Annotated in this window: 11 protein-coding genes and 1 pseudogene; 10 read left to right on the top strand and 2 right to left on the bottom strand. The window is 67.9% G+C overall.

What is annotated here, in order from left to right; genetic code table 11:
• The 10 genes from QO033_RS23980 (at position 1) to QO033_RS23935 (ending at position 15078) form a co-directional block, all read left to right on the top strand.
• Positions 1-885 carry a branched-chain amino acid ABC transporter permease gene (locus QO033_RS23980; RefSeq protein ID WP_284483265.1) on the top strand — a complete coding sequence of 295 codons (885 nt, stop codon included), beginning with the start codon at positions 1-3 and terminating at the stop codon, positions 883-885.
• A 10-nt stretch (positions 886-895) separates the two neighbouring features.
• Positions 896-1942: a branched-chain amino acid ABC transporter permease gene (locus QO033_RS23975; RefSeq protein WP_284483264.1), complete on the top strand. Its 1047-nt coding sequence runs from the start codon at positions 896-898 to the stop codon at positions 1940-1942.
• Positions 1943-1948: 6 nt separating this feature from the next.
• The gene (locus QO033_RS23970; protein ID WP_284483263.1) at positions 1949-3565 is read left to right on the top strand and encodes a GMC family oxidoreductase; all 1617 of its coding nucleotides are present in this window, start codon (positions 1949-1951) and stop codon (positions 3563-3565) included.
• 128 nt (positions 3566-3693) lie between these two features.
• Positions 3694-5070: a tetratricopeptide repeat protein gene (locus tag QO033_RS23965; RefSeq protein ID WP_284483262.1), complete on the top strand. Its 1377-nt coding sequence runs from the start codon at positions 3694-3696 to the stop codon at positions 5068-5070.
• A gap of 215 nt (positions 5071-5285) precedes the next feature.
• Entirely contained in the window at positions 5286-7205 is a 1920-nt protein-coding gene (locus QO033_RS23960) for a PhoX family protein (protein WP_284483261.1), read from the top strand.
• A gap of 221 nt (positions 7206-7426) precedes the next feature.
• Positions 7427-8752 (top strand): UDP-glucose dehydrogenase family protein, encoded by a 1326-nt coding sequence (locus QO033_RS23955; protein WP_284483260.1) that lies wholly within the window; start codon positions 7427-7429, stop codon positions 8750-8752.
• Positions 8753-8875: 123 nt separating this feature from the next.
• On the top strand, positions 8876-9982 hold the full coding sequence (locus tag QO033_RS23950) for a glycosyltransferase family protein (protein ID WP_284483259.1): 1107 nt from the start codon (positions 8876-8878) through the stop codon (positions 9980-9982).
• 186 nt (positions 9983-10168) lie between these two features.
• Positions 10169-10768, top strand: a complete 600-nt coding sequence (locus tag QO033_RS23945; protein WP_284483258.1) for a TetR/AcrR family transcriptional regulator — start codon at positions 10169-10171, stop codon at positions 10766-10768.
• 63 nt (positions 10769-10831) lie between these two features.
• Complete coding sequence (locus tag QO033_RS23940) at positions 10832-11959, top strand: efflux RND transporter periplasmic adaptor subunit (RefSeq protein ID WP_284483257.1); 1128 nt, start codon at positions 10832-10834, stop codon at positions 11957-11959.
• A 14-nt stretch (positions 11960-11973) separates the two neighbouring features.
• Positions 11974-15078, top strand: a complete 3105-nt coding sequence (locus QO033_RS23935; RefSeq protein ID WP_284483256.1) for an efflux RND transporter permease subunit — start codon at positions 11974-11976, stop codon at positions 15076-15078.
• A 57-nt stretch (positions 15079-15135) separates the two neighbouring features.
• Here QO033_RS23935 and QO033_RS23930 read toward each other — a convergent pair whose 3' ends face one another.
• Entirely contained in the window at positions 15136-16839 is a 1704-nt protein-coding gene (locus QO033_RS23930; protein WP_284483255.1) for an AMP-binding protein, read from the bottom strand.
• A 183-nt stretch (positions 16840-17022) separates the two neighbouring features.
• A pseudogene (gene cpsB / locus QO033_RS23925) lies at positions 17023-17201 on the bottom strand (mannose-1-phosphate guanylyltransferase/mannose-6-phosphate isomerase); the annotation flags it as partial.

The following is a 17201-nucleotide window of genomic DNA, read 5'->3' as shown; positions in this document are numbered from 1 at the left end:
ATGGATGTCACCATTGCCATTCTGGTCACGGGCCTGACCAACGGGGCGCTCTATGCGCTGGCGACGCTTGGGCTGTCGCTGGTCTGGGGCTCGATGGGCATGCTCAACATGGCGCATGGCTCGATGCTGGCGCTGGGGGGCTATATGGTCTTCACCGTGGCGGTGAGCCTGGGCCTGCCGGTCTGGGCCGGCTTCATCGGTGCCGCCGCCGCCGGGGCGGTGTTCGGCGGGCTGCTTTATCTCGGCGTGGTGCGGCCGCTGCTGAAGGCCGGCGGGCCGGGGTTCGAGACCTCGGTGATGATCGCCACCGTCGGCATCGCCATCGGGCTGGAGAACGCGCTGCTGCTGGTCTATGGCGGCCGGCCGCTGCCACAGCCCTTCGCGGTGCCGGGATCGGTGCAGCTGGGCGCCGGGGTGATGCCCTGGCTGAATGCGGTGATCGTCATCGTCGCCTTCGTGGTGATGGCGGTGATGGGCTATCTGATCGCCAAGACCAAGATGGGCCGGGCGATCCGCGCCACCGCGCAGAACCGCGATGCGGCGCTGCTCATGGGAGTGCCGGTGGAGCGGACCTATCTGCAGGTGCTGGGGCTGGCCGGCGCGCTGGCCGGGATCTGCGGCGTGCTGCTCAGCTCGATCACCCAGCTCAGCCCGACGCTCGGGGCCGACCCGATGCTGAAGGCCTTCATCATGTGCGTGGTCGCGGGGCTGGGCAATCTGCCCGGCGCGGTGATCGCCGCCTTCGGCCTGGCGCTGATCGAGGCGGCGGTGCAATTCGCCCTGGGCGCGCGCTGGGGCTTTCCGGTGCTGCTGATGCTGGTGATCGCCATTCTGATCTGGCGTCCGAACGGGCTGTTCGGGCGCGCGCAAATCCGCCGGATGTGAGGACCCCATCATGAGCGATACATCCTCCAGGCTGCCCGTTTCCGCCGGCCGTTCCGCCCTGCGCGGCGATCTGGCCATCGGCGTGGTGTTCCTGGTCTGCGCCATTGCCGCGCCCTTCGTGATCGAGAGCAAATATCTGATCGGCCAGCTGATCGTCGGCCTGTTCTGGGCCGGGATCGCGGTACAGTGGAACCTGCTGTTCGGCTATGCCGGCATCTTCAGCCTGGCGCAGATGGCGGTCTTCGCCGTCGGCGGCTATGGCACCGCGATGCTGGCCACCTATCTGGGCTTCAACATCTGGCTCGCCATCTTCTGCGGCGCGGTGCTGGCGACGCTGTTCTCGATGCTGGTCGGGCTGGCCTGCCTCAGGCTGCAGGGCGTCTATGTGGCGCTGCTGACCTTCGCCATCTCCTCGGTGGTCTATCTGCTGATCGTCACCGATACCGCCTGTTTCCAGATGATCGGCACCACCTGCCGGCAGTTCACCGGCGGCGCCAGCGGCTTTTCCCGCTTCGGCGATTTCGGCATGCGCCAGCTGCTGCGCGGCGACTGGGTGCGCGGCAATTACGGCATCGTGCTGGCCGGCTTCCTGCTGACGCTGATCTCCTCCTGGGTGATCATCCACAGCCCGATGGGGCTGGCCTTCAAGGCGCTGCGCGACAACCAGAGCTATGCCATCGCCCGCGGCATCAACCGGTTCCACACCCAGCTGCTGGTCTTCGGCATCTCGGCCTTCTTCACCGGGCTGACCGGCGGGCTCTATGCGGCGCATTTCCAGGCCATCGGCCCCAGCGTGTTTTCGATGTCGACGCTGCTCTTCATCATGGCGATCGCCGTGGTGGGCGGCACCGGCACCTTCTGGGGGCCGGTCTTGGGCACCATCGTGCTGATGGTGGCGGATGAGCTGATGCGCGACGCAGGCCAGTTTCGCACCCTGGGCCTCGGCCTGCTGATCGCCGTCTTCGTGGTGCTCCTGCCGCGCGGCATCGTCGGCCGGCTCAGCGATTTTCTCACAACGATCCGGGCGCGCCGGGCCGCGCCACAACAGGGAGACTGACCCCTTATGACCGCTTCTTACGACACCATCATCGTCGGCGCCGGCTCTGCCGGCTGCGTCCTGGCCAACCGGCTGTCCGCCGATCCGGCCCGCAAGGTGCTGCTGCTGGAGGCCGGCGGCGATCAGCCGATCAACGCCAAGGTGCCCTCCGACTGGGTGACGCTGTTCAACACCTCGGCCGACTGGGGCTATCACACCGTGGCGCAGGAGGGCTGCGCCGGCCGCCGCATCTTCTGGCCGCGCGGCAAGATGGTCGGCGGATCGGGGGCGATGAACGCGATGATCTATATCCGCGGCCTGCCCTATGACTTCAACAACTGGGTCGATCTGGGCTGCGAGGGCTGGGGCTGGGACAGCGTCCTGCCCGACATGATGGCCTTCGAGAACAACGCCAATCACCGCAATTCCCCCCTGCACGGCACCACCGGGCCGCTGCATGTGGAGACCATCGATTATTCCCACCCCTATGAACACGCCTGGGTCGAGGCCGGTGTGGCCGCCGGTTATCCCGCCAACGCCGATTTCAACGGCGAAAGCCAGGAAGGCTTCGGCTTCTTCCAGCTGATGATCAAGGAGGGCGCGCGGTCGGGCACCAGCCGGGCCTATCTCGATCCGGTGCTGACCCGGCCCAACCTGACGCTGCAGACCGGCGTGCTGATCACCAAGGTCATCGTCGAGGACGGCTGTGCCAAGGGCGTCGAATACCTGGAGAACGGCCATCTGAAACAGGTCTTTGCCGACAGCGAGGTGGTGATGGCCGCCGGCGCCATCGGCACGGCGCAGATCCTGCTGCTCTCCGGTCTCGGGCCGGCGGATGAGCTGAAGGCTGCCGGGGTCGAGCCGCTGCTCGACGTGCCGGAACTGGGCAAGAATCTGCAGGACCATATCAACGTCGCCTACAGCTATTACACCAAGGAGCCAGCCGGCATCGGCACCTGGGACGCCGATTTCCTGGCCGAGAGCTTCGCCGAATGGGAAACCTCGAAGACCGGGCCGCGGACCTCGCCCTTCGTCGCCGCCGGCGCCCATGTGCGCTCCGGCCCCGATGTGGCCGAACCCGACCTGCAGCTTTACGGCGCGGTCACCCCGCACCGCGATTACGCCCGCTTCCTGGGGCTGAAATCGGGCATGACCATGCACACCACGCTGCAACGGCCCAAGGGCCGGGGCGAGATCACCCTGCGCTCGGCCGATCCGATCCAATATCCCGATATAGACCCTAAATATTTCTCCTCCGATCCCTCGGGATCGGATCTGGGGGTGCTGGTCGAGGGCATCAAGATCCAGCGTCGGGTGGCGCAAAGCGGGCCCCTGAAGGATCTGCTGGATGGCGAGATGCAGCCCTCCTCCGACTGTCAGACCGACGCGGAGATCGGCGAGTATATCCGCCGCCACTGCATGACGCTCTATCACCCTTCCTCGACCTGCCGCATGGGCACGGACGCCGGCGCGGTGGTCGACAGTGCCACCTTGAAATTCAACGGCATCGAGGGGCTTTATGTCGCCGACGCCTCGGCCATCCCGGAAATGGTCTCGGGCAACCTGAACACCACCGTGGTGACCATCGCCGAACGTGGCGCGCGGTCGATCCTGACCGGCTCGGCGCTGCGCCCGGCCGGGTAACCGGCCCGGCAGAGGCCCAACGATCCGGGCGGGTGCTCCCCGCCCGGTGTTTTCCGGGGCCGCCACCCCGGCAGGAACACGCGAGTAACCGTAACGGGGCCGCCGCTCCGTTCAGAAAGGGTATGAAGATGGCAAAAGACTGGCTCGGCAACGACCTGACCACCACCGACAGCGCCACCCTGCAGGGGATCAACGATTTCAGCGAGGGGCTGCTGGCCTATGAGACCAAGGCCGGCAACGTGATCGCCGCCGCCGATGCCGATCCCGGCTCGGTGCTGGCCAATACCTATGCGGGGCTGGCCTTCCTGTTCCTGGAAAGCCCCGGGGCCGGCGCCATGGCCCGCCCCTATCTGGAGCGCGCCGAGGCCGCCGCCGCTGCCGGCGCCAACCGGCGCGAACGGATGAACCTGGCTGCGGCGCAGGCCTGGTACGCCGGCGATATGCCCGCCGCGATCCGCATCGGCAACGAGATCGCCGATGAATTCGCCCATGACCTGCCGATGGTGAAGCTGACCCAGTATCACGAATTCAACCTGGGCAATTCGCCGGGCATGCTGCGGGTCGCCGAGAAGGTCGAGGAGGCCAACAGCGATCTGTGCCACATGCACGGGCTGATGGCCTTCGCCTATGAGCAATGCCACCTGCTGGGCGATGCCGAGACCTCGGCGCGGCGCGCCATCGAGCTCAAGCGCAAGGAACCCTGGGCGCATCACGCGCTGGCCCATGTGCTGATCACCCAGGGCCGCATCGACGAGGGGCTGACCTTTCTCGAGGACGTCTCCGGCACCTGGACCGATCTGAACAGCTTCATGCTGACCCACAACTGGTGGCATCTGGCGCTGAACTATATCTCCAAGGGCCGCTACGAGGATGCGCTCAGGGCCTATGACGCGCATATCTGGGGCGCCGACAAGAGCTATTCCCAGGACCAGATCAACGCGGTGTCGCTGCTGCTGCGGCTGGAGCTGGTGGGCGTCGATGTCGGCGACCGCTGGATCGACGTGGCCGAACATATGAAGGGGCGCACCGAGGATTTCGTGCAGCCCTTCCTGACCATGCAATATGTCTACGGGCTGGCCCGCGCCGGCGCGCCGGAGACCGAGGCGATGATGGAGAACCTGAAGGCCTTCGTCGCCAGCGCCCCGGCCTATGTGCAGGACGCCTGGATCAATGTCGCCGAACCCGCCTGCGAGGCGCTGGTGGCCCATGCGCGCGGCGATCACGAGACGGTGGTGAAGAAGATGGGTGCGGCCATTTCGCGCATCGTCGAGATCGGCGGCAGCCATGCGCAGCGCGATCTCTTCGAACAGGTGCTGCTGGACAGCGTGATCCGCACCGGCCGCTATACCACCGCCCAGCAGATGCTGGAGATGCGCCGCGGCTACGAGCCCTGCTCGGTGCCCAACAACGACAAGCTGGCCGATGTCTATCAGAGCCTCGGGCTGCCGCGCGAATCCGCCCGCGCCCAGGCCCGGGTCAAGCGGGTGCTGAGCGAGGCGCAGTAATCCCGGCCGGCACCGGAACGTCACCGGAACGTCACCGGCCCGCAGGGTCCGCGCCCCCCGGCGCGGGCCCTTTCGTGTCCCCGGCGCGGGCGATTTCCTGTCATCAAAGTGATACCTTGCCCGGGTAGGCGGGGCGCAACCTTCCGGCCCTCGCCACGCTCACGCCCGCCAGGCCCCCGGATATCCCCAGCCCACCATGTCAGAGGGACCACGAGATGACCCACCAAGATCCGACCCGGCTTTCCGCCGACGATTGGGACGAGCTGAACTTCCCCCGCCCCGAAGAGCAGGACTTCGACCGCGTGGTCGAGCGCGCCCTGTCGCGGCGCGGCTTCCTGGGCCGGGTCCTGGCCTTCGGCTCCGGCGCCGCCGCCATGGGCAGCGGCCTGACCGGCGGTCTGCTGGGCTCGACCTCGGCCGCGGCGCAGCAGGCCTCGCGCTTCGCCTTCACCCCGATCCCGATCGCCACCGACGGCACCGTGCATGTGCCCGAGGGTTATGACTGGCAGGTGCTGGTGCGCTGGGGCGACCCGCTGTTCTCCGACGCCGCCGGCGATTTCGACACCACCCCGGGCGGCAGCACCGCCATGTCCGACCGCATCTTCGGCGAAAACACCGACGGCATGGAATTCTTCACCGTGGGGTCGCGCCAGGTGATCGCGGTCAACCACGAATACACCAACCGCAAGGTCAACCTGCCCGCCGAGCAGGAGGGGGTGCCGGCCTCGGCCGCGGATGTGCTGAAGCTGCAGAACCTGCAGGGCGTCACCGTGATGGAAGTGCGCGAGGGCGACCAGGGCTGGGAAGTGGTGGTCGACAGCCCGCTGAACCGCCGCATCACCCATAACACGCCGATGGAGATCCGCGGCCCCGCCGCCGGCCACGACCTGCTGAAGACCGCCGCCGACCCGACCGGCACCCGGTCGCTCGGCACCATGAACAACTGCGGCGCCGGCAAGACCCCCTGGGGCACCTATCTGACCTGCGAAGAGAACTTCAACGGCTACTTCGGCTCGACCGAGGAGATCCAGGACCAGAAGCCCAACGCGCTGGTCGAGGGCTATGCCCGCTATGGCATCGGCCCGAAGGGCTGGGGCTATGACTACCACAAGTGGGACGCCCGCTTCGACACCGACAAGAACCCCAACGAGCCGCATCGCGTCGGCTATGTGGTCGAGATCGACCCCGCGGCCCCCGACAGCACCCCGGTGAAACATACCGCGCTCGGCCGCATCAAGCATGAGAACGCCGAGGTGGCGCTCGCCCCCGATGGCCGCGTGGTGGTCTATATGGGCGACGACGAGCGCGGCGAATATCTCTACAAATGGGTGTCGCGCGACATCTACGTGCCCGGCGGCGATACCTCGACCCTGCTGGAAGAGGGCACGCTCTATGCGGCGAAGTTCAACGACGATCTGTCGGGGCAATGGCTGGCGCTGACGCCGGAGACCACCGGCATGGACGCCGCCCATATCGCCATCTTCACCCGCATGGCGGCCTCTGCCGTCGGCGCCACCACCATGGACCGGCCCGAATGGGTCGCCACCAGCCCGGTCGCGGCCGAGGCCTATTGCTGCCTGACCAACAACAAGAACCGTGGCCTGAAGCCGAACGCCGGCGGCGATGACACCGCCCCGAACGGCCCCAACCCGCGCGAGGCCAACCGCTACGGCCAGATCGTGCGCTGGCGCCCCGCCGGCGACGATCACGCCGCCGAAGCCTTCACCTGGGATCTCTATGTGATGGCCGGCAACCCCGGGGTGCATGCCGGCACCCCCTATGCCGGCTCGGCCAATATCAATCCGGGCAACCTGTTCAACTCGCCCGACGGCATGGCGATCGACAGCAGCGGCCTGGTCTGGATCCAGACCGACGGCAACGATGGCAACGACGGCGATTTCGCCGGCATGGGCAACAACCAGATGCTGGCGGGCGATCCGGTCTCGGGCGAGATTCACCGCTTCCTGACCGGGCCCAACGGTTCGGAGATCACCGGGCTGTGCTGGTCGGCGGATCTGCGCACCATGTTCGTCGGCATCCAGCACCCCGACGCGCCCTTCCCCGATGGCGAGGGCAAGCTGCCCCGCTCCTCCATCGTGGCGATCAAGCGGGCCGACAATGCGATGATCGGCTGACCGGCCGGGATCCAGGACAGAACGTCGATCGGGGGCGTGCCGCGGGCTGCGGCGCGCCCCTTTTGCCGTCCCGCCGCCATCCCCCGCATGTGGCTCCCGCCCCGTACCCGCGCCCTCTGCCCCCCCTCTGTCCACCCCGGGCCGGCGCGTCCGGTCGCCGCGGTTGACACGCCCGGAGCGATCGCCCATGGCTGGGAAAAACCCCAGGCGAGGGCAGGCAGATGAAGATTGCGATGATCGGGACGGGCTATGTCGGGCTGGTCTCGGGGGTGTGTTTTTCCGATTTCGGGCATGATGTCGTCTGTGTCGACAAGAACCCCGACAAGATCGCGATGCTCGAGGCCGGTGAGGTGCCGATCTTCGAACCCGGGCTCGAGGCGCTGATCGAAAAGAACGTGGCCGCGGGGCGGCTGTCCTTCACCACCGATCTGGCCGCGGCGGTCGATGGCGCCGAGGCGGTGTTCATCGCGGTGGGCACCCCCACCCGGCGCGGCGACGGCCATGCCGATCTGACCTATGTGATGGCCGCAGCCGAGGAAATCGCCCAGGCGCTGACCGGCTATGCCGTGGTGGTGACCAAATCCACCGTGCCGGTGGGCACCAACCGGCAGGTCAAACAGGTGATCTCCAGGGCCAATCCGAAGGCGGAATTCGATGTGGCCTCGAACCCCGAATTCCTGCGCGAAGGCGCCGCGATCGACGATTTCATGCGCCCCGACCGGGTGGTTGTCGGCGTCCAGAACGACCGCGCCGCCCAGGTCATGGCCGAGATCTACCGGCCGCTGTTCCTGCGCGATTTCCCGATCGTGACCACCGATCTGGAAAGCGCGGAGATGATCAAATACGCCGCCAACGCCTTTCTCGCGACCAAGATCACCTTCATCAACGAGATCGCCGCGCTCTGCGAGCGTGTCGGCGCCGATATCAAGCAGGTGTCGAAGGGCATGGGGCTGGATGGCCGCATCGGCAACAAGTTCCTGCACGCCGGCCCCGGCTATGGCGGGTCCTGCTTTCCCAAGGACACCAAGGCGCTGGCCCGGATCGGCCAGGATTACAGCATGCCGATGCAGATCACCGAGACGGTGATCAAGGTCAACGAGGAGACCCGCCGCCGCATGGTCGAGAAGATCATGGACATGATGGACGGCCATCTGGCCGGCAAGACCGTCGCGGTCCTCGGCGTCACCTTCAAGCCCAATACCGACGACATGCGCGAGGCGCCAAGCCTGACCATCGTGCCCGCCCTGATCGGTGCCGGCGCCCGGGTGCGGGTGGTCGACCCGCAGGGCCGCCGCGAGGGCGAGGCGCTGCTGCCCGGGGTGCAATGGGTCGATGACGCCTATAAGGCGGCGCAGAAGGCCGATGCGCTGGTGATCCTGACCGAGTGGAACGAATTCCGCGCGCTCGACCTGAAGCGGCTGGCCCGCAAGATGACGACGCCGGCGCTGGCCGACCTGCGCAACATCTACTCTGCCCGCGACGCCAAACGCGCGGGTTTCGTGCATTATGTCTCGATCGGACGCAGCGATTACACCGCTGCGGACTGACCCCCGGCGCCGGCGGGTTCCGGCTTGACGCCGAAAGCCGCGATCGGGCCTACTTGCCCCCGGGTCCGGCACCGCCCGGCGGGCCCGGCCCTGGTTGACCCCCGTGATCGGATAGCCCGCTGAATGCCCCCTGCCCCCGCTGACATGGCCCCCGCAATACATGCTGAAACGCCCGAGCCCGACGCGCCGCGCCGGCCGGTGATCCAGCTGGTGCTGGCCGGTACCCCCGGGGTCAGCCGCCAGTGCCCCGATCACCTGCGGTTTCTCGAGGCCCGCGGCCATCCGGTCTATGAGGTCGCCCTGCCCTGGGTGCATCCGCTCAAGCGTCTGCCGCAGTTTCTGAAACAGGCCCGCCGCCTCAGCCGGGCCGAGCTGATCCTGACCGACGAATATTTCAACGCCGCGCTGGTCTCGGCGCTGCTGCGGCTGACCCGGTCGCGGGCGCGCCATGCGGTGCTGGGGCTGAACGTCTCCGGCAACCGCCGGCTGCGCAGCGGCTTCGCGCCGCTCGACCGGCTGCTCAACCGACTGTTCTTCGGCCGGGTCGACATGGCGGTGGTCGCCTCGAAGCCCGAGGCCGATCTCTTCGCCGCCGAACACGGCATTCCGCGCGACCGCTTCGCCTTCGTGCGCTGGTCCTACGACCTGCCAGAGCTCGACGGTCATTTCGCGCCGCCGGCACGCCCCTATTTCTGCCTGATCGGCCGCAACAACCGCGATCACGAGACCTTCTGCGCCGCGCTCGAAGGGCTCGAGGCCGAGGGCGTCATCATCGCCCATACGCCGCCGGAGCTTGAGCTGCCGCCGAATGTCCGCGCCTATGTCGAGCTGCCACTCGGCGATTGCATCGCCTGCATCCGCCAGGCGGTGGCCAATGTGATCCTGGTGCGCGACGCCGATCGTGGCGCCGGCCATATCACCATCGTCACCGCGATGCATTGCGCCCGGCCGCAGATCATCTCGGACGTGGAAACCGCGCTCGATTACTTCACCACGGGCGAACATGCGCTGACCGTGCCGCTGGCCGATCCGGCGGCGGTGCGCGCCGCGATGCAGAGCCTGATGGACGACCCCGATCGCGCCGACCGCATGGGCCGCGCCGCCCGGGACTATGCCGCCCGCGAACTGACCCATGCCCGCCGCAGCGCGGTGCTGGAACAGCGGCTGCGGCACTGGCTGGACACCGAAGAGGTGCTCTGGGCGCCGGAAGACGAACCCCGCGCGGGCTGACTGCCGCCCTATCCGGCCCCGCCCTGCCCTGCCCCGTTTTGCGGCAGCCGCGGGCCGGCCGCGATCAAACTGACCGGTTGCGCATTCCGGCACAGCCGCCTGTGCGCCCGAACCGTTGACAATCCCGCGCAACGAAAGATAACCAACCATTCGGTTATAAATTTTCTAGATCGGATCCGCGACCCCATGGGACGGCGCAAACGCATTGAACGCGACGATATCCTGGCCGCCGTCGAGGCGGTGATTCAGGAGGCCGGCCCGGCTGCGCTGACCGTCGAGGCGGTGGCCCGCAAGGCCGGCATCAGCAAGGCCAGCGTGCTTTACGATTTCAAGACCAAGAAACAGCTGCTGGCCGCCTATGTGTCGCAGCAGATCGAGATGAAGACCGAGCGGCGGGCCGAACAGGCCGCCCAGGGCGCCAGCTGCGGCCATTCCTGGCTCTGCGCGCTGCTGGAGGAAGCCCGGATCCCGCCCTCGGAAGAAGAGATCTACGGCGCGGTGCAGCTGACCGCCAGCATGGGGTCGGACGACAGCTGCCGCGCCCAGATGCGGCAGTTCTTCGACGCCGAGATCGACCGCATCCGCGACGAGACCGACACCCCGCGACAGGCGCTGCTGGCCTGGCTGGCACTGCAGGGGGTCATGTCGCTGGAATACCTGGGATTTCACCGCTTCGACGCGCCGCTGCGGGAACAGATCCTCGACGATATCCGCCGGCTGGTCTCTCCCGATCCGGCCCCCGCCCTCACTCCGGCCTCCGGTCCGGAGCATCCGCCCGGGTCCTGACCCGGCCGCCCTGCCCCGCCGGTCCCCCCGCCGGCCCCGTTCCTTCGAAAAAGAGTATCCCCGATGACGCTTATCCCCCGTTTCCTCGCCGCTCTCGCGCTTGCCGCAGGGCTTGCCACCGCCGCCGCCGCCCAGCCCGCCATGCCGCCCACCGCCGTTTCGGTGCTGACCCTGAAGGGCGAGCCGCTGCCGATCGTCAACGAGCTGCCCGGGCGGGTCTCGGCCACCCGGATTTCCGAGGTGCGGCCGCGGGTCTCCGGCATCCTGATCGAACGCGTCTTCGAACAGGGCAGCCTGGTACAGAAGGGCGATGTGCTCTACCGCATCGACCCGGCGCCGTTCCAGGTTCAGGTGAAGGCGGCCGAGGCCAGCCTGGCCCGCGCCCAGGCGACGCTGGCCAATGCCGAAGTCGAGCTGGAACGCCAGCGCCAGCTCAAGGCGCGCAACGTCTCCTCCGGGGTGGAGCTGGAATCGGCCCAGACCACGGTGCTGCAGGCCAAGGCCGATGTGGCGCTGGCCGAGGCCTCGCTCGACGAGGCGCGGCTGAACCTCGATTACACCGAGGTGCGGGCGCCGATCACCGGCACCATCGGCCGCGCCCTGGTCACCGAAGGCGCGCTGGTCAGCGCCACCGGCACGCAATATCTGGCGCTGATCCAGCAGCTCGACCCGGTCTATGCCGACTTCACCCAATCGGCCTCGCAGCTCTTCGCGCTGCGCCGGGCGCTGGCCGCCGGCGACCTGGTCGCCACCGCGCCGGGGCAGGCCTCGGTCATGCTCTATTTCGACGACGGCACCGCCTACGCGCATAAGGGGCAGCTGCTGTTCTCCGAGGCGGCGGTCGACGAGACCACCGGCCAGATCACCCTGCGCGCCGAATTCCCCAACCCCGAGGGCGACCTGCTGCCCGGGCTCTATGTCCGGGTGCGCATCGAACAGGCGGTGCGGGAAAAGGCCATCGCCATCCCGCAGAAGGCGGTGCTGCGCGACGGCCGCGGCAACGCCCAGGTCTATGTGCTGAAAGAGGGCAATACCGTCGATCTGCGCCTGGTGCAGCTCGGCGTGACGCTGGGCGATCGCTGGATGGTCGACAGCGGCCTGGAGGACGGCGAGACCATCGTCGTCGAGGGCGCGCAGAAACTTTACCCCGGGGCCACGGTTCAGCCCGAACCGGTCGCGGCCGGCAACTGAGGCAGGTCTGAGACATGGCACAATTCTTCATCGGGCGGCCCATCCTGGCATGGGTGATCGCCATCTTCATCTCGCTGGCCGGCGTGCTCGCCCTGCCCAGCCTGCCGATCAGCCAGTACCCCCAGGTGGCGCCGCCGCAGATCACCGTTTCGGCCACCTATGTCGGCGCCCCGCCGGAAAAGATGTACGAGGGCGTCGCTCAGCCGATCGAGGAGGAGCTGAACGGCGTCGACGGGCTGCGCTATTATGAATCCACCTCCGATGCCTCGGGGCGGATCTCGATCAACGTGACCTTCCAGCCCGGCACCGATGTGGGCCAGGCCACCGTCGACGTGCAGAACGCCGTGCGCCGGGTGGAATCGAAACTGCCCGCCTCGGTGGTGCAGCGCGGCATCAACGTCGAACAGGCCGGCTCGGGCTTCCTCATGGTGGTCTCGCTGATCTCCACCGACGGCACCCGCGAGGCGGTCGATCTGGGCGATTACCTGACCCGCAACGTGGTGGGCGAGCTGTCGCGGATCGAAGGCGTCGGCAGCGTCCAGCTGTTCGCCGCCGCCCGCGCCATGCGGGTCTGGATCGACCCGCAGAAGATGCTGGGGCTGAGCCTGACCAGCTCGGATGTGACCAATGCGATCAACGCGCAGAACGCCCAGGTGGCGGCCGGCCAGATCGGCGCCGACCCGAACCCGATCAACCAGCAGCTCACCGCCACGGTGATGGTCAAGGGCCAGCTGTCGAGCATCGAGGAATTCGGCAATATCGTCCTGCGCGCCAATGCCGACGGCTCCACCGTGCGGCTGAAGGATATCGCCCGGATCGAGATCGGCAACGAGAGCTACATGTTCAGCTCGCGGCTGAACGGCCAGCCCTCGGCGGCGATGGGCGTGCAGCTGTCGTCCACCGGCAACGCGCTGGCGGTCTCCGAGGCGGTGCGCGACAAGATGGCCGAGCTGGAGAAATTCTTCCCCGGCGGCATCGCCTATGAAATCCCCTATGACACCGCCCCCTTCGTCCAGAAATCGATCGAGAAGGTGCTGCACACCCTGGTCGAGGCCATGGTGCTGGTGTTCCTGGTGATGTTCCTGTTCCTGCAGAACATCCGCTATACGCTGATCCCCACCATCGTGGTGCCGGTGGCGCTTCTGGGCACATTGGCGGTGATGCTGGCGACCGGGTTCTCGGTCAACGTGCTGACCATGTTCGCCATGGTGCTGGCGATCGGCATCCTGGTCGACGACGCCATCGTGGTGGTCGAGAACGTCGAGCGGATCATGGTGACCGAGGGCCTGCCCCCGCGCGAGGCCAGCCGCAAGGCGATGTCGCAGATCACCGGCGCGATCATCGGGATTTCGCTGGTGCTCTCGGCGGTCTTCGTGCCGATGGCCTTCTTCCCCGGCGCCTCCGGCATCATCTACCGGCAGTTCTCGCTGACCATGGTGGTGTCGATCCTGTTCTCCGCCTTCCTGGCGCTCAGCCTGACGCCGGCGCTCTGCGCCACCTTCCTCAAGCCGGTGCCCAAGGGCCATCACATGCAGCGGCGCGGCCCCTTCGGCTGGTTCAACCGCGGCTTCGAAGCCACCACCTCCGGCTATACCGGCGCGGTGCAGCGGATCTCGAAACGCACCGGCATCGTCATGGCGTTCTATCTGATCGTGGTCGCCGCCATGGCCTTCGGCTTCGTCAGGCTGCCCACCTCCTTCCTGCCGAACGAGGATCAGGGCTTCATCATCACCGACCTGCAGACCCCGCCCTCGGCCTCGGCCAACCGGACCACGGCGGCGATCGAACAGGCCGAAGCGATCCTGAACAGCAACCCGGCGGTAGAGAATATCGTCGCGGTGCGCGGTTTCAGCTTCTCCGGCACCGGTCCCAACGCGGCGCTGATGTTCGTCACCTTCAAGGACTGGGACGAGCGGGAGCAGAGCGCGCAGGAGATCGCCATGGGCGCCAACATGCAGCTCTTCGGGCTGAAGGACGTGCGCGCCTTCGCGCTGTCGCCACCGCCGATCCAGGGCCTGGGCACCACCGGCGGCTTCAGCTTCCGGCTGCAGGACCGCGGCGGTCTCGGCCAGCAGGCGCTGCAGGCGGCGACCCAGCAACTGATCGCCGAGGCGCAGCAAAGCGGCATCGTCACCGGGCTGCGGGTGTCGGGCATGCCGCCCGCCGCCCAGGTGATCCTGACCATCGACCGGGAAAAGGCGAATACCTTCGGGGTCACCTTCTCCGACATCAACGCCACCATCTCGACCAACCTGGCCTCCAACTACGTCAACGACTTCCCCAATGCCGGACGTCTGCAGCAGGTGGTGGTGCAGGCCGACGAGAGCGCCCGGATGTCGGCCGAGGAGCTGCTGCAGCTCTCGGTGCGCAACTCCGACGGCGGCATGGTGCCCTTCTCCTCCTTCGCCACCGTGCATTGGGAGGTCGGCCCGTCGCAGGTGGTGGGCTATAACGGCTATGCCGCCTCGCGGATCTCGGGCAGTGCCGCGCCGGGCTATTCCTCCGGCGAGGCGATGGTCGAGATGGAGCGGCTCGCCTCGGCGCTGCCGCAGGGCTTCGGCTATGAATGGACCGGCCAGTCGCTGGAGGAACGCGATGCCGGGGCGCAGGAGAACATGCTCTACGCGCTCAGCATCCTCTTCGTCTTCCTGCTGCTGGCGGGGCTCTATGAAAGCTGGTCGATCCCGCTGTCGGTGATGCTGGCGGTGCCGCTCGGCGTCGCCGGCAGCGTCGCCGCGGTCTGGATCGCCGGCATGCCCAACGACATCTACTTCAAGGTGGGGCTGATCACCATCATCGGGCTCTCGGCCAAGAACGCCATCCTGATCGTGGAATTCGCCAAGGACCTGCGGGCCGAGGGCAAGGGCCTGCTCGAGGCGGCGGTGGAGGCGGCCAGGCTGCGCTTCCGCCCGATCCTGATGACCTCGCTCGCCTTCACCCTGGGCGTGGTGCCGCTGGCGATCGCCAGCGGGGCGAGCTCGGCCAGCCAGAACGCGGTCGGCACCGGGGTGATCGGCGGCATGATCGCGGCGACGGTCTTCTCGATCTTCTTCGTGCCGCCGGCCTTCGTCTTCGTGCTGCGGCTCTTCGGCCGGCGCCGCCGCCAGACGGCGGAGTAACGTCGCCCCACCGGAGCCAGAGCCGCCCAGGACCGTCATGGTCCCGGGCGGATCGTTTCAGCGCAACGCCTGTTTCTGTTCGCGCAGGTCGATGCAGCGCGGCGCCGCCAGCGGATCGGCCGCCAGCTGCCGCAGCGCCGGTTTGCGCACCTTCTGGGTCGAGGTGGTCGGCAGGCTGTCCTGAAAGACGATATAGCCCGGCACCTTGAAATAGGTCAGCCGCGCCGCGCAGGTCTCAAGGATCGCCTGCGCCAGCGCCGCGTCCTCCCCGGCCTCCGCGGTCGGCACCACCACCGCCAGCACCTCCTCGTCGCGCAGCGGATCGGGGGTCGGCAGCACCGCCACGGCCGAGACGCCGGGCACCGTCTGGATCGCCAGCTCCACCTCGGCGGCGGCGATATTCTCGCCCGAGCGGCGGATGATGTTCTTGCGCCGCTCGACGAAGAACAGCGATCCGTCCGCGCCCTGGCGCATCACGTCGCCGGTGTGCAGCCAGCCGCCGGCCCAGGCCGCCTCGGTCGCCTCCGGATCCTTGAGATAACCCGAGAAGAACCCCTCGCGCGGGTTGTCGCCGGCGGCCCGCAGCAACAGCTCCCCCGGCGTGCCGCGCGGCACCTCCTGCCCCTCCTCGTCGACCAGCCGGATCTGCAGCGCCGGGCCGGGGCGGTCGGGCCGGCCGATGCAACGGCTGCCGACATGGCGCGGCTCCTCCGGGGTGCAGAAGGTACCGGCGCCGCCGGTCTCGGTCATCGCCCAGCCCTCCAGCAGCGGCACCCCGAAACGGGCCTCGAAACGGGCGTGGTGATCGGGATGCACGCCGCCGCCCAGCCCGTAGCGCATCTTGTGACCGCGGTCCTCCGGCGCCTCCGGCAGTTCCAGCAGGATCGCCGGCATCACCCCCAGATAATGGAAACAGGTGGCCTCGCAGTCGATTGCATCCCGCCACCAGCTGCGCGGATGGAACCGGTCGATGATGATCTGGGCGCCGCCGCAGGACAGCATGCCGAGAAAGGAATGGCCAGTGGAATTGACATGGAAGGTCGGCAGCGGCGTCATCAGCCGCTCCTGTCCCTGGCGCAGCGAGATGGCCCCGCCCTGGGCGCTGTACCAGGTGGCCCAGTTCAGGAAATAGCGGTTCGACAGCAGGCAGCCCTTGGGCTTGCCGGTGGAGCCCGAAGTATAGATCAGCGCGCAGTCGCCCTCCAGATCGGCGCCCCCGGCGGGGGCCGCCTGGCGGATCTGCGGCAGCGGGTCGCCCGGCGCCAGCGCCGGCAGCCCCAGGCCGGCGGCCACCGGATCGGCGGTGCCGGCGTATTTTGGCAGCCGGATCAGCAGCCGCGCCTCGCTGTGCGACAGCAGATAGCCGATCTCCTCGGCGCTGGCCTGCGGGTTGACCGGCACCATCACCCCGCCCAGCCGGTTCAGCGCCAGCCAGGTCAGGAAATGCGCCGGCCGGTTCTCCAGCAGCAGCGCCACCCGGTCGCCGCGGCCGATCCCGGCGGCGGCGAACCGCGCCGACAGCGCGTCGATCTCGGCCAGGGCGGCGCCATAGGACCAGCGGTTCTGCCCCTCGTCCCAGAGCGCGCGCACCGCCTCGGGCAACACGAAGAGATCGTGATCGGCGAAGCGCCCCGCCTGGCGCGCCAGCAGCGCATAGACGCTGCCGTCCCGCAGAAAGGGGCTGTCGGAAGACCCCGAGAAGGTCCGGGGGTCGGTCCGGGGATCGATCTGAGGCGTCGTCTGGGGCATCGCTTGGGGCATGGTCTGGGGATCATCCTGTCCGGGCCGCCACCGGCCCCCGCGGGCCGGGGCGGCAAATCATTTTACAGCTAAACTTACAGATCCCGGCGCCGCCTCAAAGCATGATTTTACATATTTACCCGAAACCGCCGCGGATCCGCCTCGACCGCGGCGGCAAAGCTGACAAAATCGCCCGCTTCCGGTTCAGCTTCTGGCGTAGATGTCCTCGTAGCGGATGATGTCGTCCTCGCCGAGGTAGGAACCGGTCTGCACCTCGATCAGCACCATCGGCACCTTGCCGGGGTTTTCCATCCGGTGGACGGCGCCCAGCGGGATGTAGACGGACTGGTTCTCGGTCACCAGCTTCACCTCCTCGTCGATGG

The sequence above is a fragment of the Pseudodonghicola flavimaris genome (assembly GCF_030164425.1).
GTDB classification, from domain to species: Bacteria; Pseudomonadota; Alphaproteobacteria; order Rhodobacterales; family Rhodobacteraceae; genus Pseudodonghicola; species Pseudodonghicola flavimaris.
The sequence above is the reverse complement of the archived record's forward strand: the minus strand, read 5'-3'. Positions and strand labels throughout refer to the sequence as shown.